Here is a 24659-nt window from a genome sequence, read left to right on the forward strand (position 1 = left end):
AGATAGAAATTACTTTGATGATTCAACAGCAATCTTAGCTCCGGTTTACATTGTTATTGCGCTTGCAGTAATTTTCTTGACCTTGTTTTTAGGCTAAGTGTCTGTCAAAAATATTGATAGGTCTTCTACTTTTTGTGGAAGACCTTTTTTATTCTCATAGCTGACTTTTCATTTATTTTTTCTCCTTCATAACAGATGCTATTGTTATCTTTAAAGGACAAATTTTAAAGATAAATGCCCTTTAACTCGATCTTTTCCTGGATAATTAAAAAACGTATCCATCAAATTGAACTTTTCAAAAAATATCCTTTTGAAGTACAAAGAGATGTATTCAATTATTTGATTCAGAACGCAAAGGATACCGAATGGGGTGTTAAATATGGATATAATAAAATTAAGTCTTATAAAGATTTTAGTAAGCAAGTTCCACTTTCAGATTATCCTCTTTTGCAGCCTTACATTGAAAGAATGCTCAAAAACGAGCAAAATTTACTGTGGAATGAGGATATTTTGTGGTTTGCAAAGTCTTCTGGAACTACTACAGGGAAGTCTAAGTTTTTACCAGTTTCAAAATCAGCTCTGGAAGATTGTCATTACAAAGGAGGAAAAGACCTTTTGAGCTTATATTACAATCAATTGCCGGATAGAAAATTGTACAAGGGAAAACACTTGATAATTGGAGGGTCTGCGGAGATTACCAACCTTGATGGTGATTCTTACTTTGGTGATTTATCTGCCATTATCCTTAAAAATATGCCTTGGTGGGCTGAGATAAGAAGAACGCCAAGTAAAGAAATTGCTTTAATGAGCAACTGGGAGGAGAAAATAGAAAAGTTGGCGCAAACTACGAAGGATGAAGACATATACATATTAGCGGGTGTTCCAAGCTGGACACTTGTTTTATGTAACAGGGTTTTGGAAATAACAGGTAAAAAGCACCTCAGAGAAGTGTGGCCTAATTTAGAATTGTTCATGCATGGAGGCGTAAGCTTTGATCCTTATAAGGAGCAGTTCAGAAAATTGATTCCGTTTGACGATATGAATTACGTTGAAACCTACAATGCTTCAGAAGGTTTTTTCGGAATTCAAGATGATTTTAAAATAGATGAGTTATTGTTGATGTTGGATTACGGAATATTTTTTGAATTTATTCCAATGTCTGATTTTAATGGGGTTGATTCAAAGACAGTTGTTCCATTAGAAGAAGTGGAATTAGGAAAAAATTATGCACTGGTAATTTCATCAAATGGTGGATTGTGGAGATATATAATTGGAGATACTATAAGGTTCACGTCAAAATCTCCGTATCGGTTTAAAATTACGGGTAGAACCAAAAGTTTCATCAATGCTTTTGGAGAAGAATTGGTTGTAGAAAATGCAGAAGTTGCAATGGCGGCTGCTTGTCAAAAAACAAATGCCCATATCAGTAATTATACTGCAGCTCCAATTTTTATGGAAAACGGTGAAGGTGGTGGACATGAATGGTTGATTGAGTTTATTACACTGCCGGATGATTTAGAAGCTTTCACTCACATTTTAGACGGTGAATTAAAATCAGTCAATTCAGATTATGAAGCCAAAAGAGCCGGTAACTTATCATTGCAAATGCCTAGAATTCAAATAGCGTCAAAAGGCTTGTTTGAAGCCTGGTTAAAAAAATCAGATAAGCTGGGTGGACAACATAAAATCCCAAGACTTAACAATGACCGCATTTTAATAGACGAATTATTGGCAATGAATCTGGTTGAAGGTTAATTCTTTTTCCTGTAATGTTTTCTTAAACCCTTGATGTGTTTACTCATTAACACTGTGGCCCCACCAATAAACAAATAAGGATAAACATGAATAGCACTACCGGTGTCTAAATTAGGATCCTTATCATAAACACGAATTAGGTAAATAATCGAAAAGGCAATAATGCTGATATTCATTCCTAGAAACAACCAGGTGAATATGATGTGATCAAAAAAGTGAAAAAGTGGTTTCTTTTCAGAAGTTAGTTTATGGAATTCTCTGTCAGATATTTTCTGACAAATCACTTTAATATCTTCCTCTGAAAATTGAGCAGTATCTTTTAATTCAGTTCGAATTTGGCTCAGATCCATTTCTCCCGAAGTTTTTTTATCGGAGTAATAATTGATTGCCTGATCTTCGCTTTCAAAATGCATTAGTCAATATCAATGGTGTTTAACATTGCCTCTAACTCACGAATGTGCTCTCTTTTGTCAAATTTCGGTGCGTAAACATATCCGCAAACCGTCACAATTTGGTTTGTTTTTGGATGGTGAATACTGTATTGCACAAAAGGTCCTCCACCTGCTGCAGCAGGATTTCCGGCATGTTTCCATAGACCTTTGATTTTAACACAATCATTGCCATTAAAGGTTGTTACTTCACCGGTAGGTGCATAAGCAGGATCATATTCTGTTGCCATGTATGAACCTTCAAGTTTTCCAGGCACATTGTGTTTTAAAACTGTATCTCTGTTTGACATTATGTTGGAAGGATCCATTGCTGAATCAGAGTAAGGTTCAGACCAAAATACAATACCTTCTTGAATCCAAAATACCCCACCTTTTGCTCCGGTTGATTGGTTTCCGATTATGCTGTGAGACCTGTCATATTTTACCCACATAAAGTCTTCGGTTTCTACTTTTAATGCACTTTTTGATGGAAGAGCAATATCAATTCCAAACAATTCTTTTGATCTCAATGCTATACCGTTATTTTTATGAGCACGGTAATATTTTTCAAGAGATAGAGTAGTAAACTCATTCAAACGATCCATTACATCCGTAAATTGAGTTTCAACGTATCTTTTTAAACGGTTAGGATCAGAATCTTTTATAATGATGAACAATTGATCTTTTGCAAAGTAATTTTCTTTTTCAATAACCGCAGTTTCACCATAAGTTGAATCATAATCAACATGAACTTTTAATAATAGCCTGCCCAATTTATTACCATGTGTTAAGTTTTTTGGGTCAGAATGATGATAGTCAAACATAGGTTCAGGTCTTAAATACGGACCTTTTGCGTTTTGAGATAAGAAAGATTGAATAGTATCTCCTAATGGTCCATTCCAAAGTTGATTTTCCATTATTACTACTATCTCACCTCTATTACCAGCAGAGTCAGGAAGAAAGTCCTCTTTTTGAGAGCTTGAACTGAAACATGCAGTTAATAAGAATGCGGGAATAAATGCGATCAATAAATGCTTCATTTTAATTCGTGTTAGGTTTATGCAGGTGTAAATACACCATTTGTTTTGTGCTCAGCAAATATTGATAAAAAGATGCAAATTGGGCTATCAGATTTTTTCAATTCTGATCTTGTCGCCGGGTTGCATTCTTTTAGGATCAAGATCTCTGTTCAACTCCTGAATTCGTCCAAATGGTATGCCAAGTTTCTGGCTAACGGTCCAAAGACTCTCACCATTTTGTAAAGTGTAGTATTTATATTTTCCGTCGTATGAATAATTTACTTTACTGCTACTACTTGAACTGCTAGAACTACTACTTGAAGTTGTTTTTACACTCGAAACTTCAGTTTTAGGAACGTATTTTTTCTCTTGAATCATGATGGTCAATCTTTGACCCGGATAAACTTTGGTATATTTTAATCCGTTCCAGTTTTTGATATCAGATACCATCACATCATATTTTTCTGCCACCATTGCCATTGATTCGCCAGCTTCAACATAGTGGTATTTCTTTTTTTCTAACGTAACAAAAGACATTTGTAAACTGTCCAAATTCTTTTCGTAGGCATAAATTTCCGCTTCTTTTTCAAGAAATACAGGAATAAGTTCAACTGGTAAAGTAATACATTGTGGATGTTCAGTTTTAGGAATAATATTGGTTTTATAGGTAGGATTTAAATATTCAAAATCTTCATCTGATAATCCAATCAAAGAATCTAAATAATGAATCCTAACTACATCCTTTAGACAAACTGTGTCAACTTCATGATCGTAAATTTTTGGTTCAACCGGAACAATGTTATGTTCAGGATAATAATTCATCATGTACACCATTGCGATAAAGTTGGGAACATACATCTGAGTTTCTTTTGGTAAAAATGGTCTTAAGCTCCAATAGTTCATTTGGCCACCAGATCTTCTTATTGCCTTGTTAACATTTCCGGGACCGGCATTATATGCGGCTAAAGCAATACTCCAATCTCCATACATGCCGTATAGGTATTTTAAATATCTGCAAGCAGCATCAGTAGCTTTTTCAGGATCATTTCTTTCATCCACGTATGAGTCGGTTTCTAAACCATACATTCTACCTGTACGGTACATAAATTGCCATAAACCAGATGCACCAACTCGAGATTTGGCAGTTGGTCTTAATCCACTTTCAATAACTGAGAGATATTTTAGTTCGATAGGTATTTGGTATTTATCCAAATACTCTTCATACATAGGGAAGAAAAGTTTTGATCTCCCAATACACAAGGCGGTAAATTTTCTTCTGTTTCTAACAAAATATTTGATTACCGTAATCATGTCATCATTGGCTTGAATATCAATGATGGTAGATTCATTTAATTTATTTAATCTGGCAACATATACAGAGTCGGGATAAGTAGGGCGATCTGATTCTTCATAACCCATAGAATCAATTACTTCATAGGCGCGTTCTTTGCCCCAAACTTCCTTATAGTGTTCAAAAAGCGAAAATTCAACAATCTCCAGAAACCTTTCATATTCAAAGGTGTCTACATCTCCCATAAATGGAATTGAATCATCAGCAATTAATAATTCAGTCTCTTCTTCCTGTGCCCTTCCTATAAGGCATACAAACAGTATTCCCGTTAATCCTAGTAAATATCTCACAACTAATTAATTGTAATTCTTCATTAAATAATCAGAAAACGAAAGAAGATCAGCTTCTTCATGGTGTTTTCCGATTAACTGTACTCCAAAAGGCATTCCATTTGTATGATTACCCATTGGAAGTGAAATAGCAGGGTTACCCGCTAAATTAGCTTGTACGGTAAAAATGTCCTGAAGATACATTGTAATTGGATCATCAATGTTTTTACCAATTTCAAAGGCAGTTGAGGGAGTAGTTGGAAGTAGGATAAAATCATAATTATCCAAAATTGCCTTTGTTTTATTTTGAATGACTCTTCTCACTCTTTGACCTTTTGTGTAATAAGCGTCATAGTAACCGTGAGAGAGAACAAATGTTCCTAGCATAATACGTCTTTGAACTTCTTCACCAAAGCCCTCCGAACGAGATTTTTTGTAGGTATTTTCAACACCTTCTACATTAGGTGATTGGTATCCATAATGAACACCGTCATATCTTGCCAAATTAGAAGAAGCTTCAGCAGTAGTTAACACATAGTAAGTAGGAACCATTGCATCCAGATAAGGGAAGTCAACAGCTTCAACTACGTGCCCATTTGCTTTTAATGCTTCAATAATTTCTAAAGATCTTGCTTTGATTTCAGGGTCTAAACCTTCACTTTCAATACAGTCTTTAATATAGGCAACTTTGATTTTTTTATCGCTTGGAAAATCAACTTTGAAATTTCTTTCTTCAGCTTGATAAACCGTACTGTCATATTCGTCTTTACCTGCAATTACTTCAGTAACCAAAGCCGCATCTTCTACATTGTTTGCAAAAGGTCCAATTTGATCAAATGAAGAAGCATAAGCCAAAAGTCCGAATCTTGAAACACAACCATAAGTAGGTTTATATCCCACTGTTCCGGTAAATGAAGCAGGTTGTCTAATAGATCCACCCGTATCACTTCCTAATGTAGTTGTGCACAAATTAGCAGCAACTGCAACAGCTGATCCTCCAGAAGATCCACCTGGAACCATTTTCTCATTAAGAGGATTCAATACGTTACCAAATGCCGAATTCTCATTAGAGCTTCCCATTGCAAATTCATCACAATTGGTGCGTCCAATAATTACGGCATCTTCATCAATTAAACGTTGAATTGAAGTTGCGTTGTAAAGCGATTCGAAATTTTCAAGAATTTTAGAAGCAGCAGATACTTTATGATCTTTATAAGCCATGTTATCTTTTATTCCGATAACCATTCCGGCTAATTTCCCTGCTTTTCCTGATTTTAATTTTTCATCAACCAATGCAGCTTGTGCAAGCGCACTTTCTTCAAAAACTTCTAGAAATGCATTGAGATGTGATTGCTGCTTGATGTTGTTCAGATAATAAGTTGTGATTTCAACAACCGTTTTACCTTCTGCAATTGCCTTTTTTATTTCAGCAAATGTATTGTACATAGCAGCTATTTAGAGATTAAGCTTCTGACTTTGAATCTTCAGAATTATCCCCTTTTGCAGGTGTATTATCTGAATCAGCCGTTCCGTTCATCTCATCTTTGAATCCTTTGATTCCTTTTCCCATCCCTCTCATTAGTTCAGGAATTTTTCTTCCTCCAAACAACAGCAAGATTGCCACAATAATTAAGATAATTTGTGGTCCACCGATCCATCCTGCAAGAACTACGTTTTCCATGTTTTTACGTATAAATTGTAAATGTGAACGCAAAGTTACTAAAAATAAGAACAAAGAAGTATCTCAGCAGTTTATATTTGTTTGTTAAAAGCAGAGATAAACTATTTCAAGTCTTTGGGATAAGTTTTTTGTAAGTGTGACTTGATAGCATCTAACTTGTCAATAGGCGAATAGAAACCACCGCCATCTGCATTGAAGTAAATGCCAAAAACACCTTCATCTTGCATTTCATTTAACCACTCTAAAAGCTCTTGGTTGTTGGGAACTACCATGATAGGTGAGGTGTTATCTTCCATAAACAGTCCGTTCCTTTTTACGAAAAATGTGGCTCTGTCCATATCTGTAAATGCATGAACCCACTGTTTGCCTGTAGAAATTTCTTTGGCTTCAGCTATGTAAGGATGAATATTGTCTCTACTGCCTCTTGGAATAAAATACCATTCCTTCATCTTGAATATTTCTATCCATAACTTATCTTTTTCTATAAGTCCGGCCTGAGGTGAATAGGCATTTTTACATAATTGATCGAAGTCTATCTTTTCCATGCAGCTTTGCAATATCAAAATTGAAGATAGTAAAATACAAAGATATCAAGTGTTAAAAATTGTTGAATCAATTACTCACTTTACCATTCATTGAACAAGTTAATTCAAGCGGAATACTTATTTTTAAAGCGTAAAAAATCTAACCCAACAAATTCATCAGATACAAATCGTAAATGAAAGCAATACAAAATTATATCAATGGGGAATTAGTAGCGGCTAGTTCAGGAGGAACAATTGACAATTATGATCCATCAAGAGGGGTTGTTTATTCAACAATTCCTGACTCTGCGCATGAGGACATTGCAAAGGCAGTAGAAGCAGCCGAAGCAGCTTTTGAGGGTTGGTCAAACACACCAAAAGAGGCCAGAGGAGCCATCATGATTAAAATTGCGGATATAATTGAATCAAGGTTAGACGCTTTTGCTTTGGCAGAATCAACTGATAATGGTAAGCCAGTAAAATTGGCTGCTGAGGTTGATATTCCAAGAGCGGTTAGCAACCTGAAGTTTTTTGCTACAGCCATTCAACATTTTGCAGCCGAATCTCATTATATGGAGGGTATTGGATTCAACTATACATTAAGAAAGCCTATAGGAGTCGTTGGGTGTATATCACCATGGAATTTGCCTTTATACTTATTTACATGGAAAATAGCTCCGGCTTTGGCTGCAGGAAATTGCGTAGTGGCAAAACCATCTGAAATTACGCCAATGACAGCTTATTTGTTATCAGAGGTTTGTAAAGAGGCAGGATTACCAAAAGGTGTATTAAACATTGTTCATGGTTTAGGACCAAAAGTGGGAGATGCCATTACAAGACATCCAAAAATCAAAGCAATCTCATTTACAGGTGGAACTGCTACAGGACAAACAATTGCATCTATTGCAGCACCTATGTTTAAAAAATTATCTCTTGAATTAGGAGGTAAAAACCCCAACATAATTTTTGCTGATTGTGACTTTGATAAAGCTCTGAGCACTACTATGCGATCAAGTTTTGCTAATCAGGGACAAATTTGTCTTTGCGGTTCAAGAATATTTATTGAAAGACCGATTTACGAAAAGTTTAAAGAAGCTTTTGTAGCTAAAACAGCCGCGTCAAAAGTATCTTTCCCTCAAGATCCTGAAGCCAAATTAGGAGCAGTTGTTTCTAAGTCACACATGGAAAAAATCTTGTCATACATTGAGTTGGCAAAAGAAGAAGGAGGAACTGTTTTAACAGGAGGTGAGAGAGTAATGATGGACGGTGAATATAAAGATGGTTACTACATCAGGCCAACAATAATTGAAGGATTAACTTTTGATTGTAGAACTAATCAAGAAGAGATTTTTGGCCCGGTTGTGACTATCACACCATTTGATTCTGAAGAAGAAGTTTTAATGATGGCCAATTCAACTCAATATGGATTAGCTGCTACTGTTTGGACTGAAAATTTGAACAAAGCACACCGCATGGCAGATAAATTAGATTCAGGAATTGTTTGGATCAATTCATGGTTGGTACGTGATTTGAGAACGCCTTTTGGTGGAATGAAAAATTCAGGTGTTGGAAGAGAAGGAGGCTTTGAAGCCTTGAGATTCTTTACTGAACCTAAAAATGTCTTTGTCAAGAGCAATTAACTAAAAACGGTAGTTTGACATGATAAACAAAATAGTAGTATACTTCTTGTTTTTGCTGACTTTTTCAGCATTTGGTCAAACTTCAAAAGTAGGTGAAACTGCTAATGCAATTGATAGATTAATTTCAAAGTATCACTATGAAGCTAAACCTTTGGATGATGCCTTATCTAAGTGGCTTTTTTGGGAATTTATTGAATCAATAGATCCAACTGGTTTTTACTATTTGAAAGAAGACATTGATCAATTAAAGCGATTTGAGCTTGAAATAGATGATCAAATTCAAAATAAAACATCACAGTTTTTTGATGAAGCGGTAGAAATCTATCACAACAGACTGTTGGAAGTAGAGAAAATTATCAATGGACAGTTTGAAAAAGGATTTGATTTTAATAAAAAGGAGGTCATTGATGTTAGCATTGACACCACTGTTTATTTAAGTGATTTATCGCAACTAAAAGATAGATGGCGCAAATGGCTTAAATCTTCCGTTTTAGAAGAGTTGTTTGATGGTTATTATCTGAGTAATCCAACTACTACAACGCTTGATTCTTTAAAAATGTATTTGCCCGAAGCGGCAGAAGAAGTAAAGAAGCATGAGCTATTTGAAATTTCATCAATCACTAAACATCCGGCAGGTTATAAAGAGTATTTAGCTACTTTTTACCTGGATGATTTGGCAGGATATTATGATCCGCATACTTCCTATTTTTCAGATATAGAAAAAGAACAGTTTGAGGCTGAGTTATCCAAAGACAATTATGCATTTGGTTTTTCATTGAAAGAAGATGGTTCTGGAAAAATATTGATTGCAGGATTAACCCCGGGAGGAGCTGCATGGATGTCAAATGCCATTAATAAAGACGATCAGATTTTATCTGTAAGGTTTGGAAAGGAAAAGTTGATAGATGCTACGGTCTTGACCTTAAATGAATTGATGTTGCTGTTCAATGCTTCTAATGCAGAAACAATTGAATTAAAATTGAAAAAGGCCAGTGGCTTAATTGAAACTGTGACCTTGACTAAAACTCAGATTTATGATGATAATGATGTGATCAAAAGCGTGATTTTAAATGGCGACAAAAAGATTGGATACATCACTTTACCCGACTTTTATACTGATTGGGATGCTGAAAATCAAGGCTTAGGTTGTGCAAATGATGTGGCAAAGAATATCGTAAAACTCAAGAAAGAAAGTATTGATGGATTAATATTGGACTTGCGAAACAATGGAGGTGGATCACTTAAAGAGGCGGTTGACTTGGCCGGAATCTTTATCAATTATGGGCCAATTGCTGTAGAGCGCAACAAGTATGGAGAAGAAACGACCTTAAAAGACATGAATAAAGGTGCTATTTATCTGGGACCTTTAGTGATTTTGGTAAATGGTTTGTCGGCATCAGCATCAGAGATATTTTCTGCTACAATGCAAGATTATAATCGCGCAATTATTGTGGGATCTCAAACTTACGGTAAATCTACCGGACAGGTAATTATGCCTTTAGATCCAACTTTTAGCATGCTTTTGGATGATCCATCATCAGTTAATACTGAATTTGGATTTTTAAAAATTACGCGTTCTAAATTCTATCGAATAACGAATGAAACACATCAAAAAGAAGGAGTGGTACCGGATGTAGTAATGAGAGATTATTATGAATTGTATGAGTATAGAGAGGCGATAAATGAAATGGCATTAGAAAAGGATAAGATCGAGAAAAAGATGTACTATACTCCATTAGCTGAATTTCCTTTATCACAATTGCAATCAAACAGTAAGTTTAGGTTAGATCAAAATGTGTTTTACCAGGAGTTATGTGATGTAATTGATTCCATTCAAAATTTTACATCCTACAAAGAAATTACACCTCTTGACCTGGCCTCTTATCAGCAAAATGAAAAGGCCATTACATTGCTTTATGATCAGTTGTTTTCTGAAGAATTTACTCCTTCAAATGATTTTCAAGTTCAAAATAATCAATTTGATGCGGAGATAATGAAGATAAATGAATACAGATCCGAACTGAATAAAAAGTATCTACAAAATGTATCGGAGGACATGTATATTGCAGAAGCTTATCATATATTAGTGGATTATATTAACTCAAAATAGACTTATGAAATATCTGGGAATTTTATGCTTGTTTTTGTTTTCAACTCAGCTGACTTTTGGTCAGGCACATGCAGGTGAGTATATGGATCTCATTGGAGAGCAATACAAAAACATTCAAAAAGAGATGTGGGAATACACTTCTGCAGCATCTCATGGTAAAAATGCAAATAAGGTAGAAAAGCTGAGAATGGCTTTGATTGAAACTACTTATAAAGCAAAAGGGAATGTAAAAATGATGAAATCATGGGAAGGCAATACAGCTTATCGTGATTCAGTTGTTTCATTTTTGAATATATATTACCTGGTACTAAAAGAGGATTACGCCAAAATTGTTAACATGGAAGAAATTGCAGAAAAGTCATATGATGCAATGGAAGCCTACATGATGGCCAAAGAAGAAGCCAATAATAAATTGGGAGATGCTTCTAAAATGTTAGGGGAAGTTCAAGATGCCTTTGCAAAAGAATTCAATGTTGAGTTGTCAAAAGCATCTGATGAACTTACGCAAAAGATGGAAGTGGCCAATGAAGTGTACGATTACTATAATGTGCTTTACTTGATCTTTTTTAAGAGTTATGTACAGGATTTGTATTTGGCAGATGCCATTGCTAAAGGTGATGTTAGTGCAATTGAGCAAAATAAAAGTGCCTTAGAAGCAAATGCAGCTGAAGGATTAGAAAAAATCAAAACCTTAAGCCCGTTTAAAGGTGATAATTCATTGATCAAAGCCGGATCTAATTTGCTTGAATTCTATCAAGATATAACTGCAAATCAGATTCCTCATATTACGGACTACTTTATTAAAACCGAGAATTTTGAGACGATTAGAAAATCTTTTGAGCAGAAAAAAGAAAAGGATCGTACTCAAGAAGATATTGACCAGTACAATAATGCGGTGAAGGAATCTAATGCAGCCGGAACAAAGTACAATGAAGCAAATCAGTACATGTTTCAGTTTCGTCAAGCCAAAATACAGGATTGGAATAATGCTGTAGAGAATTTCCTTGATAAGCATGTACCTAAATAGCTTATAGATATTTTAAAAAAGAAAGAGAGATGATAATTCATCTCTCTTTTTGTATGCGCCCCTTTAAGCTTAACGCACGACAATTTTGCCAGTTAAAGGTTCTCTGAAATTACCGTCATTTAGTTCAAGGGTGTACAGGTACAATCCTGCATTATTGAACGACCAATTTTGCTTGTAAGAGGTGCTTGTGTATAAGAGTTTTCCATTGATGTCATATATGTTTAACAAATGTTGTGGGAAGTCTCCTAAATGTTGAATTTGCCAAAATACATTTTTGTCTATGAGTGTAGGTATGACAATACTCACTTCATTTTCAGGAGCAGTAACGGAAGTTGCAGGAAACACATCTACATGCACATCAGCTGATTGTACGCATCCGTATGCATCCGTCACAGTTACTACATAAGTGGTGTCAATTGCGGGCCAAACCAAAGGATCTGCAATGGCAATGTTGTCAATATTGTAGTTGGGAGACCATACTTGTGATACTCCGCCCGTGACATCCAATTGTATGGTGTCTCCTTCATATATCTGTGCATCCGGAGCAATACTGCTTATTGGGATATGAACTGTGTTGATACTATGATCATTTGAGTTCACACCAGGACAATAGCCGTACTGTGAAATGGTGACTGCGTGAATGAGTGTAGGATTTATAATTCCTGACAATTCAAAATAACTGTTAGTTGATGCAACAGTATTCCAGTTGTTTCCGCCATCAACGGAAGTTTCCCAATGTGAAATACTTCCGTTGTAGTTAGAGACAAATAAACTGTCTTGATTTTCAATGCATAAGTCAGAAGGTCCAACAATAGCACCTGCAATCGGAGGGCAGTCAGATTGAATTATTACGTTTACTGTATCATTTGTCGCATTGGGGTCATATTGAGCTTTAGCCCATATTTTTAGGTCATGCTCTTGACATGCTGACAGATCAATTCCTCCCATAAATGAATGAAAGTAATTGGTGTTCGGTCCCATATAGGTAATATTTACCGATTCGTAGTGGGCAGATCCACCGTCTAAAGAATAGCCAAATACAACAGTATCTGTAAAAGGAACTGTTGATACATTGACAATAAAGACGGTAATAGATTCATTGGTACTCAATCCGCATCCACTTTGAGGGGATACGATTGAAGGATGCAGTTTCATATCTGCAGATTGTGCGTTTGTCCATATACCAAAGAATGAAAAAAATGCTAATAGAAAATTTGAGGTTTTCATAGGGTATGGATTAATTGGTTCATATATAATTTACAAAAACTATATGATGGATCAAAATAAATTTCGCTTGAAAATAGGGAGGATGCAAACTTGTTTAAGGCTTATAAATAAAGGGATTGAGCCTTTTTTTGAATAATAACTTAAACGATTTAAAAAGGAGTGTATTTTTTAGGCAAGCATAGTAAAATTGTCGACTAATTTGCTTGATTTTAGATCAAAAAGGACAAATAAATTACACTTTTACGCCAATAATGCAGATGTCATCCACTTGCTCGTAGTCTTTCATCCAGTGGTTTAATTTGGTAATTAACAATGATTTTTGATCATTAGTCGAGTCCGTGGCAGATGAAAGAATCAGTTCTTTTAGCGGTTTGTATTTGAATTTTTTCCCCTTTGGCCCTCCAAACTGATCGGGATATCCATCCGTAAAAACAAAAATTTGATCTCCGTTTTGCAAAGAAATATTTACCGAATTGAAAGGTTGAGCACCATCAAAGATACCCACCGGTTGTTTATCAGCTTTCACTTCAATTAAGCTATAAGACTCCGTTGCATCTATCATTACATTTTCAAAATCTGAATCACTTTGATGATTTCCTTTGCGAAGCAAATAAAGGTTGTTGTTGGCCCCTGAAAATGCTAATTGCATATTTTCTCTGTCCAATAGACAAAGCGCAATGTCCATTCCGTCTTTCACATTTCTTTGGGTTCCCTGTAAAGTTTCTATAACCATTTCTCTTGTTTTATCAAGAATGGCACCAGGTTCTTTCAAGCCAAATTCGTGAATAGATCTGTGTAACGCATTGTGACAAACTACTGATACCATTGCACCCGGAACTCCGTGTCCTGTGCAATCTGCAGCAGCAAAAACTACTTTTCCATCAATTTCATCCGCCCAATAAAAATCCCCTGCAACAATGTCTTTTGGTTGGTAAAAAACAAAATGGTCTTTTAATAGTGATTGAAGTCGATCTTCAGCAGTTAATATAGCTTCCTGAATTCCTTTTGCGTATGTGATTGAATCGAGGATTTCTCTGTTTTTTTCCTCTACCACAAGCTTTTGTTCTTCAATTTGATTCTTTTGTTTTTTTGTCAATAGAAAACGATTGAGAATAAAAAATCCACTTATTAAAACCAAAGCGAGCACCACATATAAAAAGTAGGCTTGTGTTTTTCTTCTTTCATTTTCTGCCTTTTCTGCCTCCAATAAAGCGTCATCCACTTTTTGTTGTTCTGCAGCTTTCAAAGAATCTTGAAGCGTTTTTTTATCGTATTCGTATTCATATTCCTGACGAATTAAATCATTGCGTAATTCTTCATTATTGATGCTATCCTTCAGGGTATTGTATTTTTCAAGTTCATTCAAGCTTTTCTTATATTCTCCCATGTGTTTATAGGTGAGATATAACATTCTGGCAGCTCTCATTTGTTGTCTGGGATTACTTGAGCTAGAAGCAATCTCTGCACTTTCAAAAGCATAAGGTTTTGCCTTCTTGTAGTCCCCCATCAACATATACAAATCTGCTATGTTGTACATAGAGTAAAATAAGCCTGATTTAGAACTGTACTTTTTTCGAATTTCAAGGGAGTTTTGAAGATAAACCATTGCTGTATCATATTCTCCCATATCGCGATAAATAGTACCCATATTGGCAATGGTCATTGCACGTCTGAGTTTTTGACCATCTTCTTCATACAAGTCATGGCTCTTTTGATAATACCACAAAGCTGAATCTAATTCGCCCATGTGCTGGAAAGTATAGCCTACATTGTTATATGCCAAAGCTTGCTCACCCAGATTTCCAAATTCAATTCTAAGTGCTAAAGACTTTTTGTAATACTTCAAAGCTGTTTCAGGGTCTTTCATTGCGTTGTGTACAGATGCAATGTTGTTATAAGCACTTGAAATTCCTTTTTGGTCGTTGATTTCCTCTCTTAATTTCAGGGATTCAAGATATAATTCTAGTCCTTGTCTGTAATCACCTTTTTGAACATAGACATATCCGGTATTAGAGATGGCATCTGCCTTGGCACTTTTAAAAAAGAAGGTTTCTGTTTCGCTGAGGTTAGGTTTTTTGAGATTACTTTCAGCAAGTTCAAGGGCTTTTTGCGAAAAACCAATAATGGTATCTACATTGTAAATGTAAAGTTGATCTACCAGGCCTAACCATCCCTGAATTTTAATGGTGTCATGAGCTCCGTTAACCGTTAAATCTGTCAATGAATCTAACCTTGCTTGTTTGGAAGCAGAGAATTCTTGTCCAAAACAAAGCGCAGGAAAAAACAAAAGGCTAAATATGAGCTTTTTAATCATGGGATTCAAAAGTACAAAAAGGAATTAGTTCTTAGTAAAAGTACCGTCAAATGATGCATTGAACCCTCTGAATCCCTCACAAAGTTTTTCTTCGGTAACTGTAACTTCACCTGATTTGGTCAAGTTCATTTTAATTTGGCAAGTAGTATAATCGTCCGGTGCATCCCAAATGGCAATACCGTCATTTATTTTTGCAAATCCGTTTGCAATTGCCAGATGTCCATTTCTACCCGTTTTATTAATATCAAATAGGATATACTCATTATTGACAATGGCGAAATTAAATTCATCTTCAACTTCCTCTTCAACAAAACCTTCCTCTTCGCCCATGTACATATCAATGGGATGAATCCATTCGTATTTATCCTTCTCAATTTCTAAAACAAAATTGGCTGACTCTTCATAGTATAACTCTTTAGAATTGAAATCTTGATGTTCTGAATCTAGATTTACGCACCAAAATGACTGGTCTGAATCATCATTGACTTTAAACTCCATGTGACCAGATTTTTTACCCTTATAAGTTTCATCCAGAATGTACATTTCTGAGGCAGGGTTATAGTGTCCTTTGAGATCAAGTGGTTTTTGGTGAGCGATATAGTAGTAATAGCCATTCACCGGATGTGTGCCGTTTTCTTCAACCGGACTGATTTCAAGAATCATGATAGCCAACTCCTGATAAAGTCCAATATTGGCTGAAATTACCTGGGTGTAATGTTCACCTTCTGTTACAGTTGGTTGTTCAGTTTCCTCAGGGTTTTCAACTTCAATATCCTCACTTTCATAAGTCATTATCTGTCCGCCTTCTTCCTCTTTTTCAGTAGAGCAAGAAAATGCAAGTAACAGTAAAGATGAAAAGAGCAGGGAACGAATCATGATTAGCCTTTTGTCAATTCTTTAAATACCTCTTCCATGCGTTTAGCTTCTAATCTCATGGTAAGTGTAAGTAGGTTATTTTGTTGTGCAAACTTGGCAATATCAGTTCTTATATCTCCACTAGCTTCAATTAACCATTGATTTTCTGCTACATTTTGAACGGTGATAACACCATTGATTTTCTTTAGTGCATTTTTAGATGTAGCTTCGTTAAATTCAACGAAAATGGTTTGCTTTTCAGCTTCCGGTTTTTGGATATCAGCTGTTTTATTATCAGCAACAATTTTACCTTCATTAATGATAATTACTCTATCACAAATGGCTTCTACTTCTTGCATGATATGCGTAGACAGCATTACCGTTTTTGTTTTTCCGATATCTGAAATTAATTGTCTAATCTCTGCCAATTGGTTTGGATCTAATCCGGTAGTTGGTTCATCTAAAATCAACACTTCAGGATCATGAATAATAGCAGCAGCTAATCCAACTCTTTGACGATATCCTTTGGACAAAGCGCCTATTTTTTTGTTTTGTTCTTTGACTAACCCCACCATTTTAATCATCTCCTCAACCTTCTCTTTTTTGTTGCTTACCTTATAGATTCCTGCAACAAAATGAAGATATTCTTTAACATACATGTCAAGGTAAAGTGGATTGTGTTCAGGCAGATATCCTACTTTTTTTCTCACTTCAATTCCATCTTCTTCTACATCTAAACCACAAACTTTAACTTCTCCTGCAGATTTAGGAATAAAGCAAGTGATGATTTTCATCATAGTAGATTTTCCTGCACCATTGGGTCCTAAAAACCCAACAATTTCTCCTGATTTGATACTAAAACTAACGTCATTTAACGCAGCTTGTTCTCCGTAGTACTTAAATGTATTTTTTACCTCAATTGACACAAATAGTGGTGTTTTAATGATACTTATACGAAAGTAACGGATTTAAAAGCAAAAATTACGTTTCATTTCTTAAAATGTCAAAACAATAAAGTGAATAGCGTTGATTATTGTTATTTAAATCAATACATATACTCCCAATCATCACAACTATTTTCTTGGTCGAAAATCTTGCGGTTTACTGAGATAGACTTAATTACCGGGTTTTTGATTGCGTATCTACTAAAAACTTCATCAATTCCAATGCTATATGTACTATCAGCTGCTGATACTTCGTCAATATCATTTTCATCAAAATACTGCTCACATTCAATTGTAAAGCTCTCATCTAATAAATAATAAAAATCACCGGTTTCAACTTTTAATTGAATGTTTGGATGGTCTGAAAGCAAGATGTTATCACCTGGTCTCAAGGTATCTCCTTTGATGACAACCTTACCTTGGAAAAATATTATTCTTACTGGTATTTGTTGTAATCCAGAAGCTTCAAATCGCAATATATCCTCCTCGTTTTGCTGAACTACAAAAGCTGGCCATTGACCCTCATAAACTTCAATTTCATTAATGTCAAAGCTAGATGGGATTAATTGTTCTGCTTCTTCCATTTTCAAGTTAAAAATGCAATCGATTTGATCTAGTGGTCCCACTTTTTGCTCAGTAATGGTAGAATCAATTTCTGTTTCATTTTTTGAAATTTCTTGTCCATTCTTATCTTGAGATGTACAAGAAGTAATCAATAATATTATTGGAACTAAAAGGAAATTTCTCATATCGCTGTTTCTCTATGCTCGCGCAAATGAAGAATGATGTCTAGGATCAATTTTGCTGCGAAAAATGGAATTAATAATAACACTGATTGAATATCTCCCTTGGCTACCAATAAAAAGGCGCCTGCAATGATTACCAAATGCACCAAAACAATTCTCTTGTAAGGAGCAAACATAAGTTTTACAATTGTAGCTTTTTCATATTCCTTTTTACCAATAAAGTTGGTGGCAAAACTCACACCATGAGAGATCATGGTCATAACAAAAGCTATTAAAAAAGTAGATGGATCAATGTAGTTGATAATGTCCGGAATATGACCGTCCCATCCATTTAATTGTCCCGAATACAAGGACAAAATAGCCAATAAATGTCCGAAACAAAATCCAAAAAAATGCACCAGGAAAAATGGAACCATGAAAATTTTCAAACATCCTGCCGGAACAGCAGAGCCTTCTGAACTATCATCAATTCCGCCTTGAGATTTTATCATTTTCATGATGTTAAAGATCCCAACAGATAAGTTTTCCACCCAATAAGCAAAAAGCAAATCAAAGAGGGTCCATTTCATTATAATGGCCAAAAGAATAATGATTACGTTCATCCCTACAATAGAGTAGACAGATGTTCTTTTTAGGCTAGAAACCTTGATCATTTTTCTTCTCTTTTGGTTTGTCACCTTTTTTATAGATCCACTTTTTGATATAGTACGTTGCAGAAATAAATAGTCCAAAGGCAGAAACCCCGATTCCGGCTATAGCTCTCCAACTCATGCTGTTGTCTCCCAATCCTGACCAAATGTAGACCTGTAAAAGAAGATAACCTCCAAAAGCTGCAATGAGTATTTCAACAAATCTTTTCACTACGACAAGATAGTGCGCTCAACAACATTTTCTCCAAAAGAGTAGGCCAAATAATCCAAAGACGGCATTGTTTTGGTGATAATTAAGTTGGCTTTTTTACCTACGGTTATCGATCCTAGTTCATCTCCCAATTCCATGGCATAAGCTCCATTAATTGTCGTTGCATTGATTGCCTCTTCAGGCGTCATTTTCATTTTTATACAAGCCAAGGAATTAACAAAAAGCATATTTCCACTCGGAGTAGATCCCGGATTGTAATCTGTAGCTAAAGCACAGGCAACATTGTTGTCAATTAACTTTCTTATTGGAGTATACGGAATAGATAAAAAGAATGAGCAACTTGGTAATGCTGTTGCAATTGTTTTAGCGTTTTTTAAAACGGCTACATCTTCATCTGATAATTCCTCCAAATGATCAACTGAAACTGCATTGTGTTTAACTCCAACGCTAATTCCTCCCATTACAGAAAACTGATTAACGTGGATTTTTGGTTTTAATCCTGCTTTCACTCCGGCTTCTAAAATGCGATCTGTTTGTTCAGCTGTGAAGTAATTTCGTTCGCAAAAAACATCAATGTATTCCGCTAAATTTTCTGCAGCAATTTTTGGTAGCATTTCATTGATCAGCAAGTCTACATATCCGTCCTGATTGTCTTTGTACTCAGTAGGAAAAGCATGAGCTCCTAAAAAAGTTGCCTTGATACTTACATCAGATTTCTCTTTGAGGGTTTTAATCACTCTCAACATTTTCAACTCAGCTTCGGTAGATAAACCATATCCACTTTTTATTTCAATGGCACCTGTTCCGGTACTTTTAATTAGTTCTAATCTTTTTAAAGCATCTTCTACCAATTGTACTTCAGACATATCGGCCAATTTTCTAGCCGAATTCAATATTCCTCCTCCTTTTTTACCTATCTCTTCGTATGAAAGTCCTTTGATTCTATCTACAAATTCTTCTTCTCGAGTTTTCGCAAATACGAGATGAGAATGCGAATCACAAAATGCCGGTAACACGTATTTTCCTTCTGCATCAATTACTTCTAAATCACTCCAATCTGTAATTCCGGCTAAATCTTGCATTTTTCCATACATTGAGATTCTGCCATCTTCTACAGCTAAAAATGCATCTTCAATTGTCTCTAGTTTCCCTAATTCTTTGCCTTTAAGAGGTGCTGAATTGTTTTCTAAAATCCCAACTAATCCCTTGATGTTTTTGATAAGAAGTTTGCTCATGCTACAAAATTGCGAATTATTTTAATCTTTGTTGTAATCAGTGAATTTGAATAATGGACTGTAAGAATTGTGGATATAGCAATAATGTAGAAGACAAGTTTTGTGCAAACTGTGGTCAAAAAAACCTGGAGAATTTATCTCTGAAGGTACTTTTAGGTGAGTTGGCCAATGCTTATTTGTCTTGGGATTCTAAGCTTTTTAGAACATTAGGACCGTTATTTACCAAGCCTGGATTTGTCTCTTTAAAGTACATTGATGGAAAGCGTAAATCGTATGTTGCTCCATTGAGAATGTACATTTTCTGTTCTGTTTTATTCTTTTTAACCCTTTCTTTTTTTGGTGGACAAAACAATGAAGACAGCATGTTCCAAATTCAAATGGGTGAAGAAATTGAGGCTTATTCAAAAGATGAACTGATTTTGATGATTGAAAATGATGAATTAGAGCAAATTCCTTCTGTTGCTAATGTTGAGAACGATTTTTGGAGACATATGACCAAACAATCTATTCGAATTAATGTAGAATCAGGTTCGTTTATGGCTTATTTGAGAAACAACATTTCATTTATGTTTTTCTTATTCATACCTGTATTTGGATTGGTGTTAAAGCTGTTTTTCAGAAAGAAAGATATGTACTACATTGAGCATATCATTTACGGATTATATTTTCATTCTTTTATATTTCTGATTCAGCTGCTTTCATTTGTAGGAATGAAGCTTACCGCTAACGGATTACCATTGCTAATTGGATACCTGGGTATTGTGGTTTATTTGGTGTTTGGTTTAAAACGATTCTATAATATCCCTTATTCCGTTTCAGTTCTTAAAACGATATTCATTACTCTGGTTTATCTTTTATTGTTTTTGGCATTTGCAGCCGTAACAATAGGGTGGACGGTTTATTTGTATTAGGTTTCTTCTCTGCTCCCTATAGCTATTGGGACGAAACGACTATAGCGGTTTTCATTACTATCGAAATAGCTGGAGTATTGCCACATTGTCATTTAGTTTACAAAGGAGGTTTACTTTCTTTAATGTCCTTTATTACCAACTGTAAGCTGACATTACCATTCCAGTTGTTTTCTTCAATTGTGTAGACAATGTCAATAGCGCCATACTGAAGTGCATTATACCATTCGGCCATTCCAAAGGCTATTGCATTTACAGTAATATCTGAGTATTCATCTTGCTTTAAAGATAATTTTAGATGTTCATCTTTTAATACACGTGATCCACCTGCATCCTTCACATTTCTTGTAACAAAAACAGGTCGCATATTGCCGGGTCCAAAGGGAGCCAGTTGTTTCATCACCCGATAAAATCTTGGAATTCCTCCTCTTTGCTCAAGAAAAATATCTCTAAAATCAATTTCACAGTCAATTTCAATTTCAGGTGTCAATTGTTTTTTTGTAATATAATTGCTTACTACAGATTCAAACTTATTTCTAAAAGCTTCAATATTTTCTAAAGGAAGTGTTAATCCTGCTGCGTAAAAATGTCCGCCAAATTGTTCCAATAAATCTGAACATTCATCTATTGCGTCATACACATTAAAACCTTTAACAGATCTTGCAGAGCCTACTGCCATTCCATTAGACTCGGTTAAGACAATTGTTGGTCTGTAGTAATTTTCCGTCAATCTGGAAGCAACAATTCCAACAACTCCTTTGTGCCATCCTTCATTAAAAACAACTGTTGATTTGGCATTTAATAATGCCGGATCATTGGCAATCATTTCAAGTGCCTGATTGGTAATATCCTTGTCAAGTCCTTTTCTTACCTCGTTGTGTTGATTTATTAGAAGACTAATTTCTTCAACTTCATCAACTGTATCCGCCAATAACAATTCAACAGCTTTATTACCTGAATCAATTCTACCTGCTGCATTTATTCTGGGAGCAATGGTAAATACCACATCCGTCACAGATAACTCTCCTGTTTTGTTGGCCAACATTAAAAGTTGCTTAAAACCAATTCGGGGATTATTATTGAGAACATGCAAACCGTAATAAGCCAAAATTCTGTTTTCGCCGGTAATGGGAACAATGTCGGCTCCAATGGCTACCATCACTAAATCCAACAAATCATATATTTCATCAAAATCCTCTCCTCTGGATTGCTGAATTCCCTGCACTAGTTTAAATCCTATTCCACATCCACAAAGTTCTTTGTATGGATAATTGCAAGCTTCTTGTTTAGGATTGAGTAAAATGGCATCAGGTAATTCTCTTCCCGGGGTGTGATGATCACATACTATAAAATCTATTCCTTCTTCTTTGGCTTTGGCAATGAGATCAACAGCTTTAGTCCCACAATCCAATGCGATAATTAAGGAGAAACTGTTGTCAGATGCAAATTCAATTCCCTGTTCAGAAACCCCATATCCCTCTGCATATCTATCCGGAATATAATATCCAACCTGTTCATAGGTTCTGGTTAAATAACTGTACACAAGTGCTACAGAAGAGGTTCCGTCTACATCATAATCACCATAAATCAAAATATTTTCATTGGCTGCAATAGCCTGTTCAATTCTATTGACTGCAGCTTCCATACCCTCCATTAAAAATGGGTCATGCAGATCTGAAATTTCGGGCCTAAAAAAGGCTTTTGCCTCGTCAAAATTTTGAATTCCCCTTTGCGCCATGATCACGGCTAAGGGTCTTGAAACTCCTACTTCTTCAATTAATTTGGCAACTGACTCCCGCTCGGGTGCTGCTTTGAATACCCATCTTTTATTCATACTGTATAAGAAATTTTATGTTTTTTGATGGATGTAAATCCACCTGCGCGAGTTTGCCTACCAAATAATGTTAGACGGCTGCAAGATAATGAAATTTTAATCGTTAGTTTTTAAGTAACTTAACTTTTAATTGCCGTTATACCGCCACTATGAAATGTTTACTTGCTACCTCGTTTTTATTCTTTGCTTTTTACGGAAATGCCCAAACAAAATTGATTGCATTTAAAAGCCATAGTGGCAACATGAATTATTTTATTTCTGCCATAGAAAGTAATTCATTTGATATGGAACCGCACAACCTGGGAATGGCACCCAGAAAAATTGTTCAATTTGCCCAATTGGATACTGTGGTGAAGGTAAATGATTCAACGGCTATTTTGGTAACTACAGATAAATGTAAAGATGAGTATCGTCCACATATTGATCCTTCAATTTGGAAAGAAGGAACAGATACTGTTTATAATCACCCACTGTGGACATGCGGAAACAAGGACAGTATTAAAGATGTGGTAAAAAGAGATTTTCATTTTTCTAATAACATTGATAGCACTGTTTTTATAGGTTTTGATCAAATTGAAGAACAAAAAAAGAATGATCAGGATAGCGTTCCTCCAGTTTTAAATGAAGACGGAACCAAACAAAATAATAATTACGGAATTCCAATTGCCATTGTATTTGTCGTTATGCTTTCAGTGATTATTTACTTGATTAATTGGAGAAGAGCGCATTTTAAAAACAGTACTTTTGAGCAATATGCTTAAAAACAAAATCAATGAGATACTGCATTGGTTTGCCTTGCTGACCATTGTTTTTATACCTGCATCTTTTCATTTTTTCCCCTTTCAGCAAGATATTTCTCAATTCATTTTTAGTTGGATTCCTGCTTTGTTTGACTTAAAAATCACTGATTTTTCTTCAGATACAGAATCGCTTTATACGCTCGTACTTTTCCTAATGCTGATAAGTGTTTTAATTGTTGTAGCTCATCACTTTTGGAGCGGTTGGGAAAGCAGAAAACCAGAATTTCTAAGCCTGGTACGCATCATCATTGTTTATTATTTGGCAAGCAGGTTAATGGTTTACGGTTTTGATAAAATTTTTAAAACACAATTCTACCTACCAGAGCCCAACATTGCATATACTCCTTTTGGTTTGATGGAAAAGGATATTTTGTTTTGGAGTGTTATGGGAACTTCAAAATTATACTGCATTGCTACCGGTGTTATTGAAGTGATAGCTGCCTCACTGTTACTATTCAAAAAAACAAGGGTGTTGGGTTTATTGATTTCGGTTGGAATTTTAACTCATGTTTTACTCATTAATTTGGGCTTTGACATTTCAGTTAAGCTATACAGTTTTCTTTTGCTTTTTATCTCCTTATTGGCTTTGTCTCCACAGCTAAAACCTTTGTATTGCCTTCTTATTAAAAGAGAAAATGTTGCTTTAGCGGAGGAAGAAAGATTATCCATCAAATCACCTATTAGAAAGTCTTTAAAATTTTTGGTGATTGGAATGATTTTAATTGAGGCGATCAAATTTCCACTTACTACAGGGTATTTTTCAGATGATAATCTTCCCAGGCATGAGTTACATGGCGCTTATGAATATGAAGAGCCTTCGCATGTGGGGTTAGAACGATTTTATTTTCACCGCCGCAATTTTCTGATTTTTGAATTTTCCGGATATCATTTTGAGAGTTATGAAATAAAGTTTGACAAATCTGATAAGATCTTTACTGCAGAAAACGAATCTAAAGATCATTTGATCGTTTATGCATTTAAGTTGTACCAACAAGATGAACAAACGTTTGTAGAGTTGAGGGATATGAAAACCGGTCATATTATTCGTGGCAGGAAAATTGAGTATAGAGGATTACCCGCATTAAAGGATGATTTTCATTGGACGATTGAGTCGTACGCCAAATGAAATAG

22 protein-coding genes are annotated in these 24659 nt (G+C 35.3%); 7 read left to right on the plus strand and 15 right to left on the minus strand.

The features are described from left to right. Positions 1-234 precede the first annotated feature (234 nt). Entirely contained in the window at positions 235-1755 is a 1521-nt protein-coding gene (locus tag K6119_RS14470; protein WP_221832832.1) for a GH3 auxin-responsive promoter family protein, read from the plus strand. Here K6119_RS14470 and K6119_RS14475 read toward each other — a convergent pair. The 6 genes from K6119_RS14475 to K6119_RS14500 all read right to left on the minus strand — a co-directional run bounded on the left by K6119_RS14475 (position 1752) and on the right by K6119_RS14500 (position 7048). After that, positions 1752-2168, minus strand: a complete 417-nt coding sequence (locus K6119_RS14475) for a hypothetical protein (RefSeq protein WP_221832834.1) — start codon at positions 2166-2168, stop codon at positions 1752-1754. The genes K6119_RS14470 and K6119_RS14475 overlap by 4 nt on opposite strands. Beyond that, positions 2168-3223: a DUF4837 family protein gene (locus K6119_RS14480; protein WP_221832836.1), complete on the minus strand. Its 1056-nt coding sequence runs from the start codon at positions 3221-3223 to the stop codon at positions 2168-2170. Before K6119_RS14480 ends, K6119_RS14475 begins: the two co-directional genes overlap by 1 nt. A gap of 87 nt (positions 3224-3310) precedes the next feature. Then, the gene (locus K6119_RS14485; protein WP_221832838.1) at positions 3311-4843 is read right to left on the minus strand and encodes a lytic transglycosylase domain-containing protein; all 1533 of its coding nucleotides are present in this window, start codon (positions 4841-4843) and stop codon (positions 3311-3313) included. A gap of 6 nt (positions 4844-4849) precedes the next feature. Beyond that, the gene (gatA, locus tag K6119_RS14490) at positions 4850-6268 is read right to left on the minus strand and encodes an Asp-tRNA(Asn)/Glu-tRNA(Gln) amidotransferase subunit GatA (RefSeq protein WP_221832840.1); all 1419 of its coding nucleotides are present in this window, start codon (positions 6266-6268) and stop codon (positions 4850-4852) included. Positions 6269-6284: 16 nt separating this feature from the next. Then, a complete protein-coding gene (locus tag K6119_RS14495) occupies positions 6285-6503 on the minus strand; it encodes a Sec-independent protein translocase subunit TatA/TatB (protein ID WP_221832842.1) in 219 nt (72 codons plus the stop codon). A 101-nt stretch (positions 6504-6604) separates the two neighbouring features. Beyond that, positions 6605-7048: a hypothetical protein gene (locus K6119_RS14500; protein ID WP_221832844.1), complete on the minus strand. Its 444-nt coding sequence runs from the start codon at positions 7046-7048 to the stop codon at positions 6605-6607. 173 nt (positions 7049-7221) lie between these two features. Here K6119_RS14500 and K6119_RS14505 point away from each other — a divergent pair, with 173 nt between their 5' ends. The 3 genes from K6119_RS14505 to K6119_RS14515 are packed head-to-tail and all read left to right on the plus strand — an operon-like array spanning position 7222 to position 11804. Further along, entirely contained in the window at positions 7222-8667 is a 1446-nt protein-coding gene (locus K6119_RS14505; RefSeq protein ID WP_221832846.1) for an aldehyde dehydrogenase, read from the plus strand. Positions 8668-8686: 19 nt separating this feature from the next. Next, positions 8687-10777 (plus strand): carboxy terminal-processing peptidase, encoded by a 2091-nt coding sequence (locus tag K6119_RS14510; RefSeq protein WP_221832848.1) that lies wholly within the window; start codon positions 8687-8689, stop codon positions 10775-10777. Positions 10778-10781: 4 nt separating this feature from the next. Then, on the plus strand, positions 10782-11804 hold the full coding sequence (locus K6119_RS14515) for an LIC11966 family surface protein (RefSeq protein WP_221832850.1): 1023 nt from the start codon (positions 10782-10784) through the stop codon (positions 11802-11804). Positions 11805-11873: 69 nt separating this feature from the next. Here K6119_RS14515 and K6119_RS14520 read toward each other — a convergent pair whose 3' ends face one another. The 8 genes from K6119_RS14520 to hutI form a co-directional block, all read right to left on the minus strand. Continuing rightward, a complete protein-coding gene (locus K6119_RS14520) occupies positions 11874-13031 on the minus strand; it encodes a hypothetical protein (RefSeq protein WP_221832852.1) in 1158 nt (385 codons plus the stop codon). Between the two features lie 232 nt (positions 13032-13263). Next, positions 13264-15345 carry a tetratricopeptide repeat protein gene (locus K6119_RS14525; protein ID WP_221832854.1) on the minus strand — a complete coding sequence of 694 codons (2082 nt, stop codon included), beginning with the start codon at positions 15343-15345 and terminating at the stop codon, positions 13264-13266. 24 nt (positions 15346-15369) lie between these two features. Continuing rightward, positions 15370-16221 carry a hypothetical protein gene (locus tag K6119_RS14530; RefSeq protein WP_221832856.1) on the minus strand — a complete coding sequence of 284 codons (852 nt, stop codon included), beginning with the start codon at positions 16219-16221 and terminating at the stop codon, positions 15370-15372. Positions 16222-16223: 2 nt separating this feature from the next. Then, positions 16224-17126 carry a gliding motility-associated ABC transporter ATP-binding subunit GldA gene (gene gldA / locus K6119_RS14535; protein WP_221832857.1) on the minus strand — a complete coding sequence of 301 codons (903 nt, stop codon included), beginning with the start codon at positions 17124-17126 and terminating at the stop codon, positions 16224-16226. Between the two features lie 119 nt (positions 17127-17245). Beyond that, positions 17246-17893, minus strand: coding sequence for a hypothetical protein (locus K6119_RS14540; protein ID WP_221832858.1), 648 nt, complete (start codon positions 17891-17893; stop codon positions 17246-17248). Beyond that, a complete protein-coding gene (locus tag K6119_RS14545; protein ID WP_221832859.1) occupies positions 17890-18543 on the minus strand; it encodes a DUF6498-containing protein in 654 nt (217 codons plus the stop codon). Before K6119_RS14545 ends, K6119_RS14540 begins: the two co-directional genes overlap by 4 nt. Beyond that, a complete protein-coding gene (locus K6119_RS14550) occupies positions 18527-18751 on the minus strand; it encodes a hypothetical protein (protein ID WP_221832860.1) in 225 nt (74 codons plus the stop codon). The genes K6119_RS14545 and K6119_RS14550 overlap by 17 nt, the downstream gene beginning before the upstream one ends. Beyond that, positions 18751-19986, minus strand: coding sequence for an imidazolonepropionase (gene hutI / locus K6119_RS14555; protein ID WP_221832861.1), 1236 nt, complete (start codon positions 19984-19986; stop codon positions 18751-18753). Before hutI ends, K6119_RS14550 begins: the two co-directional genes overlap by 1 nt. 53 nt (positions 19987-20039) lie before the next feature. Between hutI and K6119_RS14560 the strand changes: the two genes are divergently transcribed. After that, positions 20040-20897, plus strand: a complete 858-nt coding sequence (locus K6119_RS14560; RefSeq protein ID WP_221832862.1) for a DUF3667 domain-containing protein — start codon at positions 20040-20042, stop codon at positions 20895-20897. A 97-nt stretch (positions 20898-20994) separates the two neighbouring features. Here K6119_RS14560 and recJ read toward each other — a convergent pair whose 3' ends face one another. Then, positions 20995-22728 (minus strand): single-stranded-DNA-specific exonuclease RecJ, encoded by a 1734-nt coding sequence (gene recJ, locus K6119_RS14565; RefSeq protein WP_221832863.1) that lies wholly within the window; start codon positions 22726-22728, stop codon positions 20995-20997. A 149-nt stretch (positions 22729-22877) separates the two neighbouring features. On the opposite strand from recJ, the gene K6119_RS14570 reads away from it, so the two are divergent. Together K6119_RS14570 and K6119_RS14575 are read left to right on the plus strand one after the other, a co-directional pair. Next, the gene (locus tag K6119_RS14570) at positions 22878-23489 is read left to right on the plus strand and encodes a hypothetical protein (RefSeq protein ID WP_221832864.1); all 612 of its coding nucleotides are present in this window, start codon (positions 22878-22880) and stop codon (positions 23487-23489) included. Beyond that, positions 23482-24654, plus strand: coding sequence for a hypothetical protein (locus K6119_RS14575; RefSeq protein WP_237828029.1), 1173 nt, complete (start codon positions 23482-23484; stop codon positions 24652-24654). Before K6119_RS14570 ends, K6119_RS14575 begins: the two co-directional genes overlap by 8 nt. Positions 24655-24659: the final 5 nt, after the last annotated feature.

Source organism: Paracrocinitomix mangrovi (assembly GCF_019740355.2).
GTDB lineage: Bacteria > Bacteroidota > Bacteroidia > Flavobacteriales_D > Crocinitomicaceae > Paracrocinitomix > Paracrocinitomix mangrovi.

What these genes read in the sequence shown, in the direction of transcription:
- K6119_RS14470 (WP_221832832.1), top strand. Translation starts at nt 235, where the DNA reads ATGCCCTTTAACTCGATCTTTTCCTGGATAATTAAAAAACGTATCCAT.
- K6119_RS14475 (WP_221832834.1), bottom strand. Translation starts at nt 2,168, where the DNA reads ATGCATTTTGAAAGCGAAGATCAGGCAATCAATTATTACTCCGATAAA.
- K6119_RS14480 (WP_221832836.1), bottom strand. Translation starts at nt 3,223, where the DNA reads ATGAAGCATTTATTGATCGCATTTATTCCCGCATTCTTATTAACTGCA.
- gatA (WP_221832840.1), bottom strand. Translation starts at nt 6,268, where the DNA reads ATGTACAATACATTTGCTGAAATAAAAAAGGCAATTGCAGAAGGTAAA.
- K6119_RS14495 (WP_221832842.1), bottom strand. Translation starts at nt 6,503, where the DNA reads ATGGAAAACGTAGTTCTTGCAGGATGGATCGGTGGACCACAAATTATC.
- K6119_RS14500 (WP_221832844.1), bottom strand. Translation starts at nt 7,048, where the DNA reads ATGGAAAAGATAGACTTCGATCAATTATGTAAAAATGCCTATTCACCT.
- K6119_RS14505 (WP_221832846.1), top strand. Translation starts at nt 7,222, where the DNA reads ATGAAAGCAATACAAAATTATATCAATGGGGAATTAGTAGCGGCTAGT.
- K6119_RS14510 (WP_221832848.1), top strand. Translation starts at nt 8,687, where the DNA reads ATGATAAACAAAATAGTAGTATACTTCTTGTTTTTGCTGACTTTTTCA.
- K6119_RS14515 (WP_221832850.1), top strand. Translation starts at nt 10,782, where the DNA reads ATGAAATATCTGGGAATTTTATGCTTGTTTTTGTTTTCAACTCAGCTG.
- K6119_RS14520 (WP_221832852.1), bottom strand. Translation starts at nt 13,031, where the DNA reads ATGAAAACCTCAAATTTTCTATTAGCATTTTTTTCATTCTTTGGTATA.
- K6119_RS14525 (WP_221832854.1), bottom strand. Translation starts at nt 15,345, where the DNA reads ATGATTAAAAAGCTCATATTTAGCCTTTTGTTTTTTCCTGCGCTTTGT.
- K6119_RS14530 (WP_221832856.1), bottom strand. Translation starts at nt 16,221, where the DNA reads ATGATTCGTTCCCTGCTCTTTTCATCTTTACTGTTACTTGCATTTTCT.
- K6119_RS14540 (WP_221832858.1), bottom strand. Translation starts at nt 17,893, where the DNA reads ATGAGAAATTTCCTTTTAGTTCCAATAATATTATTGATTACTTCTTGT.
- K6119_RS14545 (WP_221832859.1), bottom strand. Translation starts at nt 18,543, where the DNA reads ATGATCAAGGTTTCTAGCCTAAAAAGAACATCTGTCTACTCTATTGTA.
- hutI (WP_221832861.1), bottom strand. Translation starts at nt 19,986, where the DNA reads ATGAGCAAACTTCTTATCAAAAACATCAAGGGATTAGTTGGGATTTTA.
- K6119_RS14560 (WP_221832862.1), top strand. Translation starts at nt 20,040, where the DNA reads ATGGACTGTAAGAATTGTGGATATAGCAATAATGTAGAAGACAAGTTT.
- recJ (WP_221832863.1), bottom strand. Translation starts at nt 22,728, where the DNA reads ATGAATAAAAGATGGGTATTCAAAGCAGCACCCGAGCGGGAGTCAGTT.
- K6119_RS14570 (WP_221832864.1), top strand. Translation starts at nt 22,878, where the DNA reads ATGAAATGTTTACTTGCTACCTCGTTTTTATTCTTTGCTTTTTACGGA.
- K6119_RS14575 (WP_237828029.1), top strand. Translation starts at nt 23,482, where the DNA reads ATGCTTAAAAACAAAATCAATGAGATACTGCATTGGTTTGCCTTGCTG.